Origin of the sequence: Kocuria salina (assembly GCF_013368965.1) — a bacterium.
Classification (GTDB): Bacteria; Actinomycetota; Actinomycetes; order Actinomycetales; family Micrococcaceae; genus Kocuria; species Kocuria rosea.
The window spans coordinates 205,324-221,507 of sequence record NZ_SSSF01000001.1 but is presented as its reverse complement, the minus strand read 5'-3'; the positions used below and the strand labels follow the sequence as shown (position 1 = coordinate 221,507).

15 protein-coding genes are annotated in these 16,184 nt (G+C 74.5%); 8 read left to right on the top strand and 7 right to left on the bottom strand.

What is annotated here, in order from left to right:
• Window positions 1-22 precede the first annotated feature (22 nt).
• From E7Z53_RS01025 to ligM, 3 genes are read left to right on the top strand one after another with little or no spacing between them, the layout of a single operon-like run.
• Complete coding sequence (locus E7Z53_RS01025; RefSeq protein ID WP_176336961.1) at window positions 23-895, top strand: methylenetetrahydrofolate reductase; 873 nt, start codon at window positions 23-25, stop codon at window positions 893-895.
• A 17-nt stretch (window positions 896-912) separates the two neighbouring features.
• Window positions 913-1,767 (top strand): formyltetrahydrofolate deformylase, encoded by an 855-nt coding sequence (gene purU, locus E7Z53_RS01020; protein ID WP_035923823.1) that lies wholly within the window; start codon window positions 913-915, stop codon window positions 1,765-1,767.
• Between the two features lie 57 nt (window positions 1,768-1,824).
• Window positions 1,825-3,234 carry a vanillate/3-O-methylgallate O-demethylase gene (ligM, locus tag E7Z53_RS01015; protein ID WP_017834679.1) on the top strand — a complete coding sequence of 470 codons (1,410 nt, stop codon included), beginning with the start codon at window positions 1,825-1,827 and terminating at the stop codon, window positions 3,232-3,234.
• Here ligM and E7Z53_RS01010 read toward each other — a convergent pair.
• From E7Z53_RS01010 to E7Z53_RS01000, 3 genes are read right to left on the bottom strand one after another with little or no spacing between them, the layout of a single operon-like run.
• Complete coding sequence (locus E7Z53_RS01010) at window positions 3,231-5,348, bottom strand: bifunctional anthranilate synthase component I family protein/class IV aminotransferase (protein ID WP_176336960.1); 2,118 nt, start codon at window positions 5,346-5,348, stop codon at window positions 3,231-3,233. The two genes, ligM and E7Z53_RS01010, sit on opposite strands and share 4 nt — an antisense overlap.
• Window positions 5,349-5,355: 7 nt before the next feature.
• Window positions 5,356-6,066 (bottom strand): FadR/GntR family transcriptional regulator, encoded by a 711-nt coding sequence (locus E7Z53_RS01005; RefSeq protein ID WP_095650268.1) that lies wholly within the window; start codon window positions 6,064-6,066, stop codon window positions 5,356-5,358.
• A 45-nt stretch (window positions 6,067-6,111) separates the two neighbouring features.
• The gene (locus E7Z53_RS01000; RefSeq protein WP_176336959.1) at window positions 6,112-6,495 is read right to left on the bottom strand and encodes a hypothetical protein; all 384 of its coding nucleotides are present in this window, start codon (window positions 6,493-6,495) and stop codon (window positions 6,112-6,114) included.
• Window positions 6,496-6,631: 136 nt separating this feature from the next.
• On the opposite strand from E7Z53_RS01000, the gene E7Z53_RS00995 reads away from it, so the two are divergent.
• Window positions 6,632-6,952 (top strand): putative quinol monooxygenase, encoded by a 321-nt coding sequence (locus E7Z53_RS00995; protein ID WP_017834683.1) that lies wholly within the window; start codon window positions 6,632-6,634, stop codon window positions 6,950-6,952.
• An 82-nt stretch (window positions 6,953-7,034) separates the two neighbouring features.
• Window positions 7,035-7,832, top strand: coding sequence for an IclR family transcriptional regulator (locus E7Z53_RS00990; RefSeq protein WP_017834684.1), 798 nt, complete (start codon window positions 7,035-7,037; stop codon window positions 7,830-7,832).
• 22 nt (window positions 7,833-7,854) lie between these two features.
• On the opposite strand, the gene E7Z53_RS00985 is transcribed toward E7Z53_RS00990, so the two are convergent.
• Both E7Z53_RS00985 and E7Z53_RS00980 read right to left on the bottom strand, forming a co-directional pair.
• Entirely contained in the window at window positions 7,855-9,453 is a 1,599-nt protein-coding gene (locus tag E7Z53_RS00985; RefSeq protein ID WP_176336958.1) for a GMC family oxidoreductase, read from the bottom strand.
• A complete protein-coding gene (locus tag E7Z53_RS00980; RefSeq protein WP_095650269.1) occupies window positions 9,450-10,064 on the bottom strand; it encodes a hypothetical protein in 615 nt (204 codons plus the stop codon). The genes E7Z53_RS00985 and E7Z53_RS00980 overlap by 4 nt, the downstream gene beginning before the upstream one ends.
• Before the next feature lie 130 nt (window positions 10,065-10,194).
• Here E7Z53_RS00980 and E7Z53_RS00975 point away from each other — a divergent pair, with 130 nt between their 5' ends.
• Window positions 10,195-10,632 (top strand): GNAT family acetyltransferase, encoded by a 438-nt coding sequence (locus E7Z53_RS00975; protein ID WP_017834687.1) that lies wholly within the window; start codon window positions 10,195-10,197, stop codon window positions 10,630-10,632.
• Window positions 10,633-10,639: 7 nt separating this feature from the next.
• Here E7Z53_RS00975 and E7Z53_RS00970 read toward each other — a convergent pair whose 3' ends face one another.
• The gene (locus E7Z53_RS00970) at window positions 10,640-11,566 is read right to left on the bottom strand and encodes a DUF5996 family protein (RefSeq protein ID WP_095650270.1); all 927 of its coding nucleotides are present in this window, start codon (window positions 11,564-11,566) and stop codon (window positions 10,640-10,642) included.
• Between the two features lie 209 nt (window positions 11,567-11,775).
• Between E7Z53_RS00970 and E7Z53_RS00965 the strand changes: the two genes are divergently transcribed.
• On the top strand, window positions 11,776-13,236 hold the full coding sequence (locus E7Z53_RS00965) for an MFS transporter (protein ID WP_017834689.1): 1,461 nt from the start codon (window positions 11,776-11,778) through the stop codon (window positions 13,234-13,236).
• Between the two features lie 187 nt (window positions 13,237-13,423).
• On the top strand, window positions 13,424-15,004 hold the full coding sequence (locus E7Z53_RS00960; protein ID WP_109243154.1) for an alpha/beta hydrolase: 1,581 nt from the start codon (window positions 13,424-13,426) through the stop codon (window positions 15,002-15,004).
• A gap of 210 nt (window positions 15,005-15,214) precedes the next feature.
• On the opposite strand, the gene E7Z53_RS00955 is transcribed toward E7Z53_RS00960, so the two are convergent.
• A complete protein-coding gene (locus E7Z53_RS00955) occupies window positions 15,215-16,177 on the bottom strand; it encodes a DMT family transporter (RefSeq protein ID WP_109221392.1) in 963 nt (320 codons plus the stop codon).
• Window positions 16,178-16,184 lie beyond the last annotated feature (7 nt).

The following is a 16,184-nucleotide window of genomic DNA, read 5'->3' as shown; positions in this document are numbered from 1 at the left end:
ACCGCGGAAAGGATGTGGACCGATGCCGATCGACCCGCCCCACGCCGGACCGGCCGCCGCGCTGCTCCGGGACTTCTCCCTCGAGATGACGGGCAAGGACGTGCCGGCCCTGGAGGAGGCCGCCGCCGTGGTGCCTCCGGGGACCCGGATCAACGTGACCTTCCTCGGCAACGAGGACCTGGGCATGCGCGTGGCCGCGGCCCGTGCGGTGCGGGAGCACGGCTTCGTCCCCGTGCCCCACCTCTCGGCGCGGAGGCTGCGCTCCCAGGGCGAGCTCGAGGAGTTCCTCGCGGCGCTCGCGGAGGTCGGCGCCGCCGAGCACGTGTTCGTGGTGGGCGGGGACCCCGAGACCCCCGAGGGCCCCTACCCGGACTCCCTCTCCGTCATCCGCACCGGGGTGCTCCCGCGGCACGGCGTGCGGGGGGTGGGCGTCAGCGGCTACCCGGAGGGCCACCCCGGCATCGACGACGCCGCCCTCTGGTCCGCCCTGACCGACAAGACGGCCGCGATCCGCGAGCAGGGCCTCGAGCCCGAGATCATCACCCAGTTCGGCTTCGACAAGGACCCGGTCCTGGAGTGGCTGGCCGAGGTGCGCCGCCGCGGCGTCGACACCCCGGTGCGGATCGGGGTGCCGGGGCCGGCGGGCGTCCGGCGGCTGCTCGGCTACGCGCGCCGCTTCGGCGTGGGCACCTCGGCGGGGATCGTCCAGAAGTACGGCTTCTCCCTGACGAACCTGCTGGGCACCGCGGGCCCGGACCGCTTCCTGCGCGACCTCGCCGCCGGCCTCGACCCCGCCGTCCACGGGCAGGTGCTGCTGCACTTCTACACCTTCGGCGGGCTGCGGGCCACGGCCGAGTGGGTCCGCGAGTTCGGGACGGACGGGGGGACCCCGTGAGCGCGGCCCGCCCGTCCATGCTCCGCCCGGACCACGCCAGCCTCGTGGTGCACGGCCGGGACCAGCCGGGGATCGTCGCCGTCGTCACCGAGGTCCTCGCCCGGCACGGCGCGAACATCGTGGCCCTCGACCAGCACTCGGACGACCCCGAGGGCGGGGCGTTCTTCCAGCGCACCGTCTTCCACCTGCCCGGCTACCCGGCCCTGCGGCCGGCGCTCGAGCAGGACCTCGGCGCGGCCCTCGCGGACGGGTTCGAGCTGGAGTGGCGGTTCACGGACCTCTCGGTGCCGCGGCGCGTGGCGATCTTCGCCTCGAAGTCCGACCACTGCCTGCTCGACCTCGTCTGGCGCCAGCGCCGGGGCGAGCTGCCCATGACGATCTCCATGGTCGTCTCCAACCACCCCGACATGGCCGAGGACGTCCGCGGCTTCGGCATCCCCTTCTTCCACGTCCCCACCCAGGACAAGGCCGCGGCCGAGGCGGAGCACCTGCGCCTGCTGCAGGGCAACGTCGACCTCGTGGTCCTCGCCCGCTACATGCAGATCCTGTCCTCCACGTTCCTGACCGAGGTCGGGGTGCCGGTGATCAACATCCACCACTCGTTCCTGCCGGCCTTCATCGGGGCCGAGCCGTACCGCAAGGCCAAGGAGCGGGGCGTGAAGATCATCGGCGCCACCGCGCACTACGTCACCGAGGACCTCGACGAGGGCCCGATCATCGAGCAGGACGTGGTCCGGGCCTCGCACCGGGACTCCGCGCAGGAGCTCGCCCGCCGCGGCGCGGACGTGGAGCGCCAGGTGCTCTCCCGCGCCGTGCTGTGGCACTGCCAGGACCGCATCATCCGGCACGACCGCCAGACCATCGTGTTCTGATCCCCGCCCCGGCCGCGCCGTCGCGGCCGGGGCACCACCGCAGAGAAGGAGTCAACCGTGGCACCCCGCACTCTCCAGGACGTCCTCGACGCCTCGAACGGCACCGTCGAGCTGCTCCGCAACTCGCAGATCGGCGCGTACGTCTACCCCGTGGTCGCGCCCGAGTTCCACAACTGGCGCAGCGAGCAGAAGGCGTGGCGGGAGACCGCCGTGCTCTACGACCAGTCCCACCACATGGACAACCTGTTCATCCGCGGCAAGGACGCCCTGCGACTGATCTCGGACACCGCGATCAACAGCACGAGGACGTTCCCCGTGAACAAGGCGAAGCAGTACGTGCCCACCACCCCGGCCGGCCACGTCATCGGCGACGGCATCCTGTTCCACCAGGAGGAGGACGAGTACGTCTACGTGGGCCGCGCCCCGGCCGCCAACTGGCTGCTCTACCACGGCGAGACCGGCGGCTACGACGTCGACATCGAGGTCGACCGCCGCTCCCCGTCCCGACCGATGGGCAAGCCCGTGGTCCGGAAGTACTGGCGCTTCCAGATCCAGGGCCCCAGCGCGTGGCAGATCATCGAGAAGCTCAACGGCGGGCCGCTCGAGCAGCTGAAGTTCTTCACCATGGACCGCATGAGCGTGGGCGGCGCCCGGGTGCGCACCCTGCGCCACGGCATGGCCGGCGCCCCCGGGCTGGAGATCTGGGGCCCCTACGAGTCCTACGACCAGGTGCGGGCCACGATCCTGGAGGCCGGCGCCGAGTTCGGCATCGTGCCCGTCGGCGCCCGGGCGTACCCCTCGAACACCCTCGAGTCGGGCTGGATCCCGTCCCCGCTGCCGGCGATCTACACCGGGGAGGGCACGGCGGACTACCGGAGGTGGCTCGGGGCGGACAGCTACGAGGCCACCAACGCGCTCGCCGGCAGCTTCGTCTCCGAGAACATCGAGGACTACTACCTCACGCCGTGGGAGCTGGGCTACGGGTCCTTCGTGAAGTTCGACCACGACTTCATCGGCCGCGACGCCCTGGAGCAGGTCGACCCCTCGACCCAGCGCCGGAAGGCGACCCTGGCCTGGAACGCCGAGGACATGACGAAGATCTTCGCCTCCCTGTTCGACACCGAGGGCCCGGACTACAAGTACTTCGACCTGCCCCTGGCCAACTACGGCTCGTCCAACTACGACGCGGTGGTCGACGCCGACGGCCGCACGGTGGGCCTGTCCATGTTCACCGGCTACAGCTACAACGAGCGCAAGGGCCTGTCCCTGGCGACCATCGACCCGAACGTGCCCGAGGGCACCGAGCTGAAGGTCGTCTGGGGCGAGCCGGACGGCGGCAGTCGCAAGACCACCGTGGAGCCGCACGAGCAGCTCGAGGTCCGGGCCGTGGTCAGCCCCGTGCCCTACTCCGAGGTGGTCCGCAAGGACTACCACGGGGGGTGGCGGACCGCCTCGGCGAAGGGCTAGCCGAGGAGCGGTCCGAGGGCGCGCAGCACGGGCCCGGGCTCCCAGCGCCCGAGGCCGTCGACCGCCCCGACGGGGTGCACGCCCGCCACCGAGTTGGTCACGAACACCTCGGTGGCGCGGGCGAGCTCCGCCCACGCCACCGGGCGCTCGCGGACGTCCGTGCCGGCGGCGCGCAGCGCCGCCAGCACGCGGGCGCGCACCACCCCGGGCAGGATCCGTCCGTCCGCGGGCGGGGTGAGCACGGCGCCGTCGACGACGACGAAGACGTTCGCCCGGCCCGTCTCCAGGAGCATGCCGTCCGCGTCCACGAGCAGCGGGTCGCAGCTGCGCGACCACAGCCCGGGGACCGGCTCGTGGGCGAGCACCCGGCGGTCCGCCCACTTGTGCCCCCCGAGGCCGCCGGGCAGCCGGACGGGGACGAGCCGCCACGGCGGCACCGGCTCCGGGGGGAGGGCCGTGGCCGTGACCGTCACGGTCACGGCGCCCCCCGGGGCGGGCACGGCCGTGATCCGCAGCCGGTGCGGACCGGGCAGCGCGGCGGCCCGGTCCAGCACCTCGCCGCGGACGCCTGCGGGCAGGGCCGCACCGCAGCAGGCGAGGCAGCTGGCGCCGAGCCGGGCGAGGTGGGCCTCGAGGTCCACGGGCGCGCCCTCGCGCACGAGCAGCGTGGTGAACACCCCCTCCTCCCGGGCCGGCGGGAGGACCGGCAGGGCCGGGAGGAGCTCGAGCACGGTCGCGGGCCGGTGCCCGTCCCAGTCCCGCCGGAGGTCCTCGTCCAGCACGGCCCCGACGGCGTCGAGCAGGGGCACCGCCTTCACGAGCGTCTCGTGCGCCTCGTCCGCGGGGTCGGAGTCGGCCACGATCCCGCCGCCCACCCCGAGCCGGACCCGGTCGCCGGTGAACTCGAAGGTGCGGATCGCCACGTTGAGCACCAGACCGGCCGGGCCCGCGCGGCCGATCGCCCCCGTGTAGATCTCGCGGGCCGCGGGCTCGAGCGCGTTGACGATCTCCATGGCCCGGATCTTGGGCGCACCCGTGCAGGACCCCGGGGGGAACGTGGCCCGCAGCAGCGCCCCGTCCCCCAGCCCCGCGGGCAGCCGCCCGTGCACGTCCGCCACCAGGTGGTGGACCCCGGTGTGCGGCTCGACCCGGGGCGTGGCCGGGGCGCGCACCGACCCGGGCACGCACGCCCGGGAGAGGTCGTTGCGCATCAGGTCCACGATCATGACGTTCTCCGCCCGGTTCTTCGCCGAGCCGTGCAGCGCCGCGGGGTCGCTCGCGGCCGGTGCGGTGCCCTTGATCGGGGACGTCAGGACCGTGCGCCCGGTGCGGCGCAGGAACAGCTCCGGGGACAGGCTCGCCACCGCGGCCCCCTCCGGGAGGCGCAGGAACGCGGCGAAGCGCGGGGCCAGGGCCTCCTGGCCGGCGCAGAACAGGTCCAGCGGGTCGCCCCGGAAACCGGCCTCGAGACCGCGGCAGACGTTGGTCTGGAAGACGTCGCCGTCGCGGATGTGGCCCAGCACCGCGGTCACGGCGGCGGCGTGCGCGGCGGCAGAGGCGTCGGCCGTGAAGGGCCCGCACCGGTAGGGCGCCGGTGCGTGCGGGGCGTCCGGCGCCGTGCGGGCGAGCTCCCGCGCGGCCGCCACCCGGGCCGGGTCCGTGCCCGGCAGCCACTCGAGCACCCAGGCGCCGTCCGCGGCGCGGTGGCGCAGGACGTGGTCGTAGTACCCGAGGTGGTGGTCCGGCAGCCGCGCGGGGCGCGGCGGGGCGGTGGGGAGCCGCTCGAGGCGCCGGGCCAGCTGGTAGCCGAGGTAGCCGATCCAGCCGCCGCCGAAGGCCGCCTCCTGGGGGTCGTCCGGCGGGGGATCCCCCTCCGGGGTGGCACCCGGCAGCGGGGCGTCCGGCAGCGGGGCGTCCGTCAGCGGGACCCGGGCGTCCAGGGCCGCGAAGGGGTCCTCGCCGGCGCCCAGCACCCGGAGCGGCCGCACGCCGATCACGGTGTCGCCGCCGGACCAGTCGCCGAACAGCCCCACCAGCCCGGGCTGGTCCCGCAGGGCCCGCAGCATCTGCACCGGGGACAGGCGGACCCCGGTGAGGACCTCCTGCGTCGTCACGGCCGCCTCAGCCGTTCCCCGGGGCGGTCGCGGACGGCCCGTCGCCCGCCTCCGCCTCGAGCCGCCACCGGGAGTTCGCCAGGTGCGCGCGCATCGCCGCCGACGCGGCGAGCGGGTCGCGGGCCCGGATCGCGTCCAGGACCGACCGGTGCTCGGCGGCGACCCGGGCCGCGCGCCCGCCGCCGGGGGCGCCGTCCAGCCGGCGCGGCGGCATGGTGATCATGGCGGGCCCGAGGCCGGTCAGGGCGTCCACGTAGTACGGGTTCCCGCTGGCCTCCGCCACGGTCCGGTGGAACTCGAAGTCGTTCTCCAGGGACGCGGCCGGGTTGTCGACCTCCTCCTCGGACCGCGCCAGGGCGTCCTCCATCCGGGCTAGCTGGTGCTCCTCCCGCGCCGTGGCCGCCAGCGCCGCGGCCTCGGACTCGACCCCGGTGCGGAAGGCCAGCAGGCGGCGCCGGTCCTGCAGGGTCCGCACCGGCCGGCTCGTCCCGCCGGGCGCGGCCGGAGGGGTCAGCACGAAGCTGCCGCTGCCCCGCCGGGTGTGCACGAGTCCCTCCGCCTGCAGCCGGGCGACGGCCTCGCGCACCACCGTGCGGCTGACCCCGTGCTCCGCGATCAGGGTGCTCTCGCTGGGCAGGCGCTCGCCGGGGGAGATGCGCCCGTCCACGATGCGCGCCCGGAGGTCGTCCACGAGGGCGGAGGTGAGGTTGCGGCTCATGGGGACATGATCCCACCCCGGGAGCGGCCCCCGCAGCCCGGGGCGTCAGGGCCGGCGGCCGACCTCCTCGACCACGCTGCGCCCCGTGCCCGCCCGGGACTCCCAGGCCCAGGTCTCGTGCAGGCGCACCCTGCCGTCCCCGAGCACCTCGATGCGGGACGTGCACGCCCCGCCGGCGGTCTCCCCGGCACGGTCCAGGTGCGAGTAGCGGAAGCTCAGCCCGTCCCCGGCGCGCGTGCCGACGAGGAAGCCCCGGCGCACCGAGCCGCCCGCGTACTCGGCCCACACGAGGTCGTCCTCCTGGTGGTAGTCGAAGACCGTGTCGGAGCCGACGTCCCCGTCGGCGGCGTTGGACACGCCCACGAACGTCCTCCCGTCGAGGTCCACGGTGTCCGGCGCGGTCGGCGGGGTGCGGTGCAGATCGGTCATGGGTCCACCGTACGGTGCGCCGGGCGCCGTCGTTATCGGTCCGCGATAACCTCCCTTGGCGGGCCCTTCCACGGGACGCGACACTGGCACCGAGAGTCCCGGGGTGAACCGGGACGTCCGCGAGAGGGGAGCAGGGATGATCTTCATCGTCGTCAAGTTCAAGGTGAAGCCGGAGTGGGCCGACCGCTGGGTCGAGTTCTCGAAGGAGTTCACCGAGGCCACCCGCGCGGAGCCGGGCAACCTGTGGTTCGACTGGTCCCGCAGCGTGGAGGACCCGCACGAGTTCGTGCTCGTCGAGGCCTTCGCGGACGACGGCGCGGGCCCGCACGTGAACAGCGACCACTTCAGGAAGTTCACGGCGGAGGCGCCCCAGGCGCTCGTGGAGACCCCGCAGATCATCAGCGAGCAGATCTCCGCCTCGGGCTGGAACCGGATGGGGGAGATCACGGTCGGCTGACCGTCCGACGGCGCGCCGCCGGCCCGGGAGCGAGGCTCCCGGGCTGTTGGCATGTGCAACCCGGCACGCCACAATGTGAGGCATGACCGCACGCGACACCGGCATGGCCTCCGTCCAGAAAGCCTTCGCCCTCCTGGACGTGGTCGCGCGGGATCCCCGGGGCGCCACGGCCAAGGACATCAGCACCGAGCTGGGGATGCCGCTGCCCTCGGTCTACCGGCTGCTGCAGACGCTCGTGGCCTCCGAGCACGTGGTGCACCTCCGGGACCAGCGCCGCTACGGTCTGGGCTACAAGCTGCACGCGCTCGACGCCTCGCTGCGTCAGCAGGTCGCGACCCCGGCCACCGTGCAGCGCGCGGTGCGGGAGCTGCACGGGAGCGCCGACGCCGCCGCGTACTTCGCGGTCTACCGCGGTGACGCCGTGGTGGTGGCGCACGTGGTCGACTCCCCGCGCCGGCCGCGCATCGACCCCATGGACTTCGGCTTCACGGGCGGCGCGCACGCCACGGCCTTCGGCAAGATCCTGCTCTCCCGCATGGACGACGACGAGGTGGCGGACTACCTCGGCCGCCACGGGATGCGCCCCCTGACGGACCGCACGCTCACCACGCCGGACGAGCTGGGGCGCGAGCTCGGGCGGGTGCGCGCGGAGGGCGTCGCCGTGGAGCGCGAGGAGTTCGTGCCCGGCGCCTCGTGCCTGGCCGCGCCGGTGGTCGACTCCGCCGGGCGCACCCTGGGCTCCGTGGCCGTGTCCCTGCGGCCCACCGACTTCGAGCGGCGGCACCGGGCGATCGCGCCGGTCCTGCGGGACGCCGCGGACCGGGTGGGACGGGCCCTGCGCGCCGCGGAGGGCTGCCCGGTCCGGTCCGCGACCGGCTGAGCAGCCCTCCGCCGGCCGGCGGCTACAGGTGGCGTCCCGCCAGCTGCTCGGCGATGTAGTCCGCCTGCCGGGCGGCCAGGGCCACGATCGTCAGCGTCGGGTTCGCCGCCGCGCCGGTCGTGAACAGGGAGCCGTCCGCGACGAACAGGTTCGGCACGTCGTGGGTCTGGCCGAACGCGTTGGTCACCCCGTCCTCGGGGCGCTCGCTCATCCGGGCCGTGCCCATGTTGTGCGTCGACGGGTAGGGCGGCGTGTGGTGCACGGAGGTCGCGCCCACGGACTCGTAGAGCAGGGACGCCTGCTGATAGCCGTGGTTGCGCATCGCCACGTCGTTCGGGTGGTCGTCGAAGTGCACGTTGGGCACGGGCAGTCCCAGGTGGTCCGTCACGGAGGAGTTGAGGGTCACCCGGTTGCTCTCCTGCGGCATGTCCTCGCCCACCACCCACATCCCGGCGGTGTTCTCGTAGCCGTCCAGCAGGGCCGTGAACTCCGGCCCCCAGGAGCCGGGGTCCACGAAGCTGGCGAGGAAGGCGGGGCCCAGGGAGATCGTCTCCATGTAGTAGCCCCCGGCGAAGCCGCGGTCGACGTCGTGCCGGGACTCGTCCGCCACGAGCCCGGCCATCGTCTCGCCCCGGTACATGTGCACCGGCCGGTCGAACTGCGCGTAGATCGAGCCCGTGGTGTGCCGCATGTAGTTGCGGCCCAGCTGCCCGGAGGAGTTCGCGAGCCCGTCCGGGAACAGCGGGGAGCCGGAGAGCATGAGCAGCCGGGGCGTCTCGATCGCGTTGCACGCCACCGCCACCAGCCGTGCCCGCTGCCGCTGGACCCGGCCCTCGCCGTCGACGTAGAGCACGCTGTCGACCAGGCCCTTCTCCGTGTGGGTGATCTGCACGGCGTGACAGTCCGGGCGCAGGTCGAGGTTCCCGGTGCGCAGGGCCTTGGGGATCTCCGAGACGAGCGTGGACCACTTCGAGCGGTTCTTGTCGCCCTGGAAGTTGAACCCGTCCTGGACGGACGCCGGCCGCCCGTCGTAGGGCTCCGCGTTGGTCCCGTAGGGGCCGGTCGCGTAGTGCCGGTAGCCGAGCTTCTGCGCGCCCGCGGCGAGCACCTTGTAGTTGTTGTTCGCGGGCAGCGGCGGCCGGCCGTGGCGGTGGGTGCTGCCGATCTTCTGCTCGGCCCGGTCGTAGTACGGGGCGAGGTCCTCCAGGCCGATCGGCCAGTCCAGGAGGTTGGCGCCGTCGACGCGCCCGTAGACGCTGCGCGTGCGGAACTCGTGGGCCTTGAACCGGGGCGTGGCCCCGGACCAGTGGGTGGTGGTCCCGCCGACGGCCTTGACGATCCACGCCGGGAGGTTGGGGAAGTCCCGGGCGATCCGCCACGACCCCGTGGTGGTGCGCGGGTCCAGCCAGGCCATCTGGTGGAAGGCCTCCCACTCGTCGTTGACCCAGTCCTCGCTGGTCAGGTGCGGCCCGGCCTCGAGGAGCACCACCTTGACGCCCTTCTCCGTGAGCTCGTGGGCGAGGGTGCCTCCGCCGGCTCCGGAGCCGATGACGACGACGGCGGAGTCGTCGTCGAGCTCGATCCGTGCGGCGCGCTGCTGGTCCTGGGGCATGGTGGTCATGCGGTCTCCCCGTGCTCGATGACGTCCGACCCCTTGAAGAGGTCGCTGAAGGGCTGCTCGGTGGTCTCGGAGGCGCCCTGCCGGTCCAGGTTCCACCCCTCCTTGGGGGCCGCGGTCGCCACCGGGTAGCCGAGGGGCCCGCACTCGGCCAGCTCCTCCTCGGACTCCTCGACGCGCGGGTCCGGCAGCCAGTCGAGGTCGTCGAAGCCGCGGTGCAGGTAGCCGCCCTTCGAGAAGGACTCGCCCTCGTAGCCCAGGGCCTCCCACACCTCGTGGTCGTCGTAGAGGTGCAGCACGGTGGTGCGGCGGATGAAGCCGAAGAACTCGAGGTCGGCGATCCGCTTGAGCACCTTCAGCGCGGCGTCGTCGGACAGCTCCACGAACGGTGCGTCGCTGAGCGAGTTCAGGGTCAGCAGCCCCTGGGTCAGGGCCATCCGGAACCACGTGGAGTCCTCGGCCTCGGCGGCGATCTTCTCCGCCATCCGTTCGTACGGGCCGTCGGGGATCCGGGGGTGGGGGAACGCCACCCGGATGACGCGGGTGAGGGTGCGCTTCGCCTCGTCCGTCAGGGCGAGGGCGTTGAGAGCGGAGTACTTCGCGGGATAGACCATGGGTCTCCTCCTCGTCGGCGGTGACGGGTGTGTCTCAGAGTGTGAGCCAGCGCACGTCCGCGGGCCAGGTCCGTTATCGCAGGACGAGAATCGGCGCCCGTGAGAGCATGGGCCGACCGAAGGAGGCCGTGTGATCGTCGAACGACTGCCGGAGCACCTGCACGAGGACGCCGTGTCCCTGTGGGAGGAGGCGGGGCTGACCCGCCCCTGGAACGACCCGCGGGCGGACCTGGACCGGGCGCTCGCCGGCCCGACCTCCACCGTCCTGGCCGCCGTCGAGGAGGGGCGTCTCGCCGGCACCGCCATGGTGGGCCACGACGGCCACCGGGGGTGGGTGTACTACGTGGCCGTGCACCCGTCCCGCCGGGGCCAGGGGCTCGGCCGCGAGCTGATGGTCGCCGCCGAGGGGTGGGTGGCCGGGCGCGGCATCCCGAAGATGCAGCTCATGGTCCGCAGCACGAACACGGGGACCCGGGAGTTCTACGAGCGGATGGGCTACGCCGTCCAGGACACCGTGGTGCTCGGGAAGTTCTTCGACCCCGAGCGGCAGGCCCGGCAGAGCGGCTGAGCCCGGCTCAGCGCAGGGGGTCGGTGACGCCCTGCGGGCAGTCGTAGCGGGCGAAGTCCCAGGCGCTGCGGCGCGCCCCCGCCCGGTAGGCGCTGTCCCAGAACTCCAGGACGGCGCCGTGCGGATCGGGCAGCGCCCGCACGTCGTCGTAGCGCAGGACCGCGAGGTGGCTGCCGCCGCGCTCGCGCCAGGACGCGGCGGCCGGCCGCAGGGGCTCACCGGCCAGCCCGTCGGGCTCCGGGGCGGTGTAGGAGTAGAAGGCCGGTTCCGGGAACGAGGGGTCCCCGAACCAGAACCCGGAGCTGATGACCTCCCGGGAGTAGGCCTCCCGGGTGACCGGGTCCGTGCCGGGCGGGGGATCCACGAAGCGGTCCGCGAAGCGGGTCACGGCGATGTCGAACGTGTGCCAGAAGTGGTGCACGGGGCTGGTCTTCCCGGACCAGCCGGCCGCGAACTCCTCCAGCAGCAGGTTCACCTGGCCGAGGACCTGCCAGTAGCGGGTGACGGCGGCGGTGTCGTAGGCGGCGTGCTCGGTGTCGGCGCCGAACGGGCGCCCGGAGTCGGGCAGGTCGAACGGGTGGGGACGGGCGATCGTCACCTCCACCCCCACCGCCTCCAGGGCGTGCAGGACCCGGGCGTGGAACTCGGCGACGGACAGCCCCGGCAGGGCGAAGGAGTGCCGGGCCCCGGCGGCGGTGCTCACGTCGAGGCGGTGGTCCAGGAGGTCGAGGTCGACGGCGAAGACCGGGTCCCGTCCCATCGGCCGGGTGGTGATGCCGCGGCCGGTCAGGTGGAACGGCACGTTCCACCAGTGGTTGCGCCGCGGCGCGGACGCCAGCCGCACCTTGCCGACCACCTGCGCGAACCGGTGGAGGGTGTCCAGGGTGTCCCGCCAGGACTCGTAGGGCATCTCGGGGAACGCGACGTGGGTCATGGTGGCCTCCTGCGCCCCAGTGTGCTGCCCCACCGGGCGGTCCGTCCAGGGCGCCCGGGGCCGCAGGCACGGGACCGGGGGGTCCTCCCGGTGGGACACTGGGCGGGAACGATCCGGTGACGGCGCGGGGGTGCTCCGGCGGGGCCCCGTGCCCGACCCCGTGCCGGACCCCGGGACCGACCCCGGTACCGAGGAGGAACGAGCTGCCCATGGTGCGATCCTCCGGCGACGGCCCTCCGTCCGAGCCGCTGGCCTGGGGTGAGCGGCGGGCTCGCTGGGTGCTGGCCGCCACCGTGCTCGGCTCGGCCCTGACGTTCATCGACACGACGGTGGTGAGCATCGCCCTGCCGTCCGTCGCCGCCGACCTGGGCGCGGGGAGCACCGGCCTGACCTGGGTGGTCAACGGGTACACGCTGACCCTGGCCGCCCTGGTCCTGCTCGGCGGCTCGCTGGGGGACCGGTACGGCCGGCGCCGGATCTTCCTGATCGGCGTCGGCTGCTTCGCCGGGGCCTCCGCGCTGTGCGGCCTGGCCCCGGACGTCACCGTCCTCGTCGCCGCGCGGGCCGTCCAGGGGATCGGCGGCGCCCTCCTGGTGCCGACCGCGCTCGCGATCCTGCAGGCCTCCTTCGCCCCGGAGCACCGCGCCCGCGCCATCGGCGCCTGGTCGGGGCTCACAGGGGTCGCCTCGGCCGTGGGGCCGTTCGCGGGCGGCTGGCTCGTCCAGACCACCTCGTGGCGGTGGGTGTTCCTGGTCAACCTCCCGGTGGCGCTCGCCGTGGCGCTGATCGCCCGCCGGCACGTCCCCGAGTCGAGGAACCCGGCGGCGTGCCCGCAGCTGGACGTGCCCGGCGCGGCGCTGCTGGTGGCCGGTCTCGGGGCGCTGACGCTCGGGCTGACCACCGCGTCCGGCGACGACCCGTCGGTGCCGGCGGCGGGCGGGGCGCTCGCGGCCGGGGCCGTCCTGCTGGCGGCGTTCCTGCTCCGGGAGCGGCGTGCGAGGTCCCCGCTGCTGCCGCCCGCCCTGTTCCGCCGGCGCCTGTTCGTGGCGGCGAACGTCATCACCTTCGTGGTCTACGCCGGCCTGGGCGCGGTCTTCTTCGTCCTCGTCGTCGCCCTCCAGGTGGGAGCCGGGTTCTCGCCCGTGGCCGCCGGACTGGCCCTGCTGCCCGTCACCGTCCTGATGCTGCTGCTCTCGCCGTCCGCGGGCGCCCTGGTGCACCGGGTGGGTCCGCGGGCGCCCATGACCGCCGGGCCGCTGATCGCCGCGCTCGGGGTGCTCCTGCTGGGCCGGGCCGGGCCCGGGGCGCACTACCTCCTGGAGGTGCTGGTGCCGGCCGCGGTGTTCGGCGCCGGGCTGACCCTGCTGGTCACGCCGCTGACCGCCACGGTCCTCGGCGCGCTGCCCACGGAGCAGGCCGGGCTGGCCAGCGGGGTCAACAACGCCGTGGCGCGCACGGCGGGCCTGCTCGCGGTCGCGGCGATCCCGCTGGTGGGCGGGCTCGGGGAGACCGGTCTCACCGACCCGGCCCGGCTCCGTGCGGGGTTCCCCGTGGTCATGGGGCTGTGCGCGGGCCTGCTCGCGGCGGGCGGGCTGCTGTCCGCCGTGGTCCTCCAACCGCCCGCGGCGCGGGGCGGGCCGGGCGGCCTTCGCGCCACGACACATCCTTGACCGCCCGATCGGCACGCTCCTAGCCTGAAGCCCCTGGTGGCACGCCGGTGGGGTGCGGAGGCCGGGGCGCGGGGGCGCCCGGTGCCCGGGCGGGCCGCGAGGCCGGTGGCAGGATCCTGACGTGCGCGTCCGCGCTCGTGCTCGCGCACCGGCGTCCGGCCGGTCCGACCGAAAGCAGTGGTGAGCCATGCGTGCTCCCGAGAACGACCACCGCCCCGCCTCCGGCCCCGGTCCCCGCGACCGGAGGCGCCGGCGCACGCGCCGGGCGGGCTCCGCACTGGCCCTGGCCGTGCTGCTGGCGACCGCTCCGGCGGCCGGGGCGGCCACGGTCGCCGCACCGCCGCCAGGCGTCCTCGTCACCGCCCAGGTGCCGCCCGGGCTCGAGGAGTTCTACGCCCAGCAGCCCGTCTGGACCCCGTGCGGGGCGGCGGCGGAGTGCGCCCTGGTGCAGGTGCCGCTCGACCACGAGAACCCGGCCGCAGGGCAGATCCAGCTGGCGGTCACCCGGGTGCCGAGCACGGACCCCGCCGCCCGGCAGGGCTCCCTGCTCGTGAACTTCGGCGGCCCGGGCGGATCCGGGACGGCTTCGATCGAGGCGTGGGCGGCCGGACTGGACCCGCGCGTCCGGGCCGCGTACGACATCGTGGGCTTCGACCCGCGGGGCGTGGGCAGCTCCACCGCGGTGGAGTGCCTCGACGACGCCGCAATGGACGCGAGCCGGGCCACCACGGTCGACCCCGACACCCCGGAGGGCCTGGCCCAGGCCGTCGCGGCGGCCGAGCGGTTCGCCGCGGCGTGCGCGGCGAACACCGGCCCGCTGCTCGGCGAGGTCGACACGGTCAGCGCCGCCCGGGACCTGGACATCCTGCGGGCGGTGCTCGGCGACGAGGAGCTCGACTACCTCGGCTACTCCTACGGCACCCGGCTCGGCGCCACGTACGCCGACCTCTTCCCCGAGCGGACGGGACGGTTCGTGCTGGACGCGGCGGTGGATCCGTCCCTCGACGGGGCCCGACTGACCCTCGATCAGGCCGCCGGCTTCGAACGTGCCCTCCGGGTGTACGTCGAGTCCTGCCTGCCCCTGGACGGGTGCCCGTTCGAGGGGACCGTCGACGAGGGGACGGCCGAGATCGAGGCGCTGCTCCGGCAGACCGAGGTGCAGCCGCTGCCGACCGCCGACGGGCGGCCGCTCACCGTGAACGACGCCGTCAGCGGGCTCATCAAACCGCTCTACGACTCGCGCATCTGGTGGTTCCTGACCCAGTCCCTCACGCTGGCCACGGAGCACGGGGACGGGACGGGACTGATGCGCCTTGCGGACATCGCCTACGGCCGGGGACCCGACGGCACCTACGCCAACTCCAGCGCGGCGAACATCGCGATCAACTGCCTCGACCTTCCCGAGGACGACGACCCCGCCGCGATGGCGGCGCTGGACGCGCAGCTGCAGGAGGTGTCCCCGACCCTCGGTGACTGGTTCAGCCACGACGAGGTCACCTGCGGGGCCTGGCCGCACGAGCCCGTCGGTGTGCCCGCCCCGATCGACGCCGCCGGTGCCGGGCCCATCCTGGTGGTCGGCGGCACGGGGGACCCGGCCACGCCCTACGCGTGGTCGCAGGCGCTGGCCGAGCAGCTCGAGGGCGGGCACCTGCTGACCCGGGTGGGCGAGGGGCACGGGTCCTACGCGACCGGCAACCGGTGCATCGACGAGACGGTCACCGCTCATCTCCTCGAGGGCGTGCTGCCCGCGGAGGAGCGGATCTGCTGAGCCGGAGGGCCCGCGGCGGAGCGGGCAGAAAGCGGCCGGTACGAGATCGCCCCCGCACCGGCCCAGCCACCAGGGAAATCAGGAAGATCCGGCGGCCTCGCCCCATCCTACTGAGACGCCGGTCACGGATCACCCCTTGATTTTCCGGACCGCGTGCGAACCGGCGCGGACCGCCGCCGCCGATCGACCGGCAGGACGTCCGGCGGCAGCTCATGAAGAACCATGACGGGCTCCGCGGCCGCTGCGGTGTGGTCCGTCTCCGCCCGGGCGGGACCGGCCGGCGTCCCCGCGGCGGAGCCCTGCGCGCGGCAGGCCCGGCAGCTGTCCCGCCAGGGACGCGACGAGGGCCAGGCCGAAGCCCGCGGCCTGGAGGCCCGTGAGCGTCTCGTCCAGCAGCAGGAGGCCCAGGGCCGCGGCCGTCACCGGAGTCAGCGGGATCAGCAGGGTCAGGCTCGTGGCCGGCACGCGCCGGCCGGCGTGGAACCACGCGGCGTAGGCAATGGCGCCGCCGGGCAGCGCCAGCCAGGCGTAGCCGAGCACGGCCGGCAGGTCCAGGAAGAAGGCACCGGTGTCCAGCAGGGGCACGAGCGGGGCGATCATCAGACCGCCCAGGGTCAGCTGCCAGCCGGTCGCCGCGAGCCCGCTCATGCCGTCGGGCAGACCCCACCTGCGGGTCAGGACCACCCCGGCGGCCATGACCGCGGTTCCGGCGAAGGCCGCGGCGAGCCCCAGGGCGTCCAGGGTGACGGTCCCGGCGAACACGGCCACGGACACGCCCGCCACTGCGGCGAGGGCCCACAGCATCCGGGGCAGCGGCGTGCGCTGCCGGAAGGCCAGCAGCAGCAGGAGTGCGGCGACCAGGGGCTGGGCGGAGCCCACGACCGCGGCGAGACCGCCCGGCAGGCGGTAGGCGCCGAGGAACAGCAGGGGGAAGAACGCCCCGAAGTTGAGCAGCGCGAGCACCGCGAACCGTCCCCACCAGTCCCGCGGCGGCCGCTGCCGGGTCAGGGCGAGCAGCAGCAGCCCGGCGGGGAGGGCCCGCAGGAGGGAGGCGGTCATGGGCCGGTCCGGCGGCAGCAGCTCGGTGGTGACCACGTAGGTGGTGCCCCACACGACCGGCGCCACGGCGCCCAGGAGGATCAGCCGGGCACGACCGGCCGGGGCGTGGTCCACCGGCGCA

Excerpts from the sequence above, each read along its gene's own strand:
- E7Z53_RS01025 (WP_176336961.1), top strand. The coding sequence starts at position 23 with ATGCCGATCGACCCGCCCCACGCCGGACCGGCCGCCGCGCTGCTCCGG.
- purU (WP_035923823.1), top strand. The coding sequence starts at position 913 with ATGCTCCGCCCGGACCACGCCAGCCTCGTGGTGCACGGCCGGGACCAG.
- E7Z53_RS01005 (WP_095650268.1), bottom strand. The coding sequence starts at position 6,066 with ATGAGCCGCAACCTCACCTCCGCCCTCGTGGACGACCTCCGGGCGCGC.
- E7Z53_RS01000 (WP_176336959.1), bottom strand. The coding sequence starts at position 6,495 with ATGACCGATCTGCACCGCACCCCGCCGACCGCGCCGGACACCGTGGAC.
- E7Z53_RS00995 (WP_017834683.1), top strand. The coding sequence starts at position 6,632 with ATGATCTTCATCGTCGTCAAGTTCAAGGTGAAGCCGGAGTGGGCCGAC.
- E7Z53_RS00990 (WP_017834684.1), top strand. The coding sequence starts at position 7,035 with ATGACCGCACGCGACACCGGCATGGCCTCCGTCCAGAAAGCCTTCGCC.
- E7Z53_RS00985 (WP_176336958.1), bottom strand. The coding sequence starts at position 9,453 with ATGACCACCATGCCCCAGGACCAGCAGCGCGCCGCACGGATCGAGCTC.
- E7Z53_RS00980 (WP_095650269.1), bottom strand. The coding sequence starts at position 10,064 with ATGGTCTATCCCGCGAAGTACTCCGCTCTCAACGCCCTCGCCCTGACG.
- E7Z53_RS00970 (WP_095650270.1), bottom strand. The coding sequence starts at position 11,566 with ATGACCCACGTCGCGTTCCCCGAGATGCCCTACGAGTCCTGGCGGGAC.
- E7Z53_RS00965 (WP_017834689.1), top strand. The coding sequence starts at position 11,776 with ATGGTGCGATCCTCCGGCGACGGCCCTCCGTCCGAGCCGCTGGCCTGG.
- E7Z53_RS00960 (WP_109243154.1), top strand. The coding sequence starts at position 13,424 with ATGCGTGCTCCCGAGAACGACCACCGCCCCGCCTCCGGCCCCGGTCCC.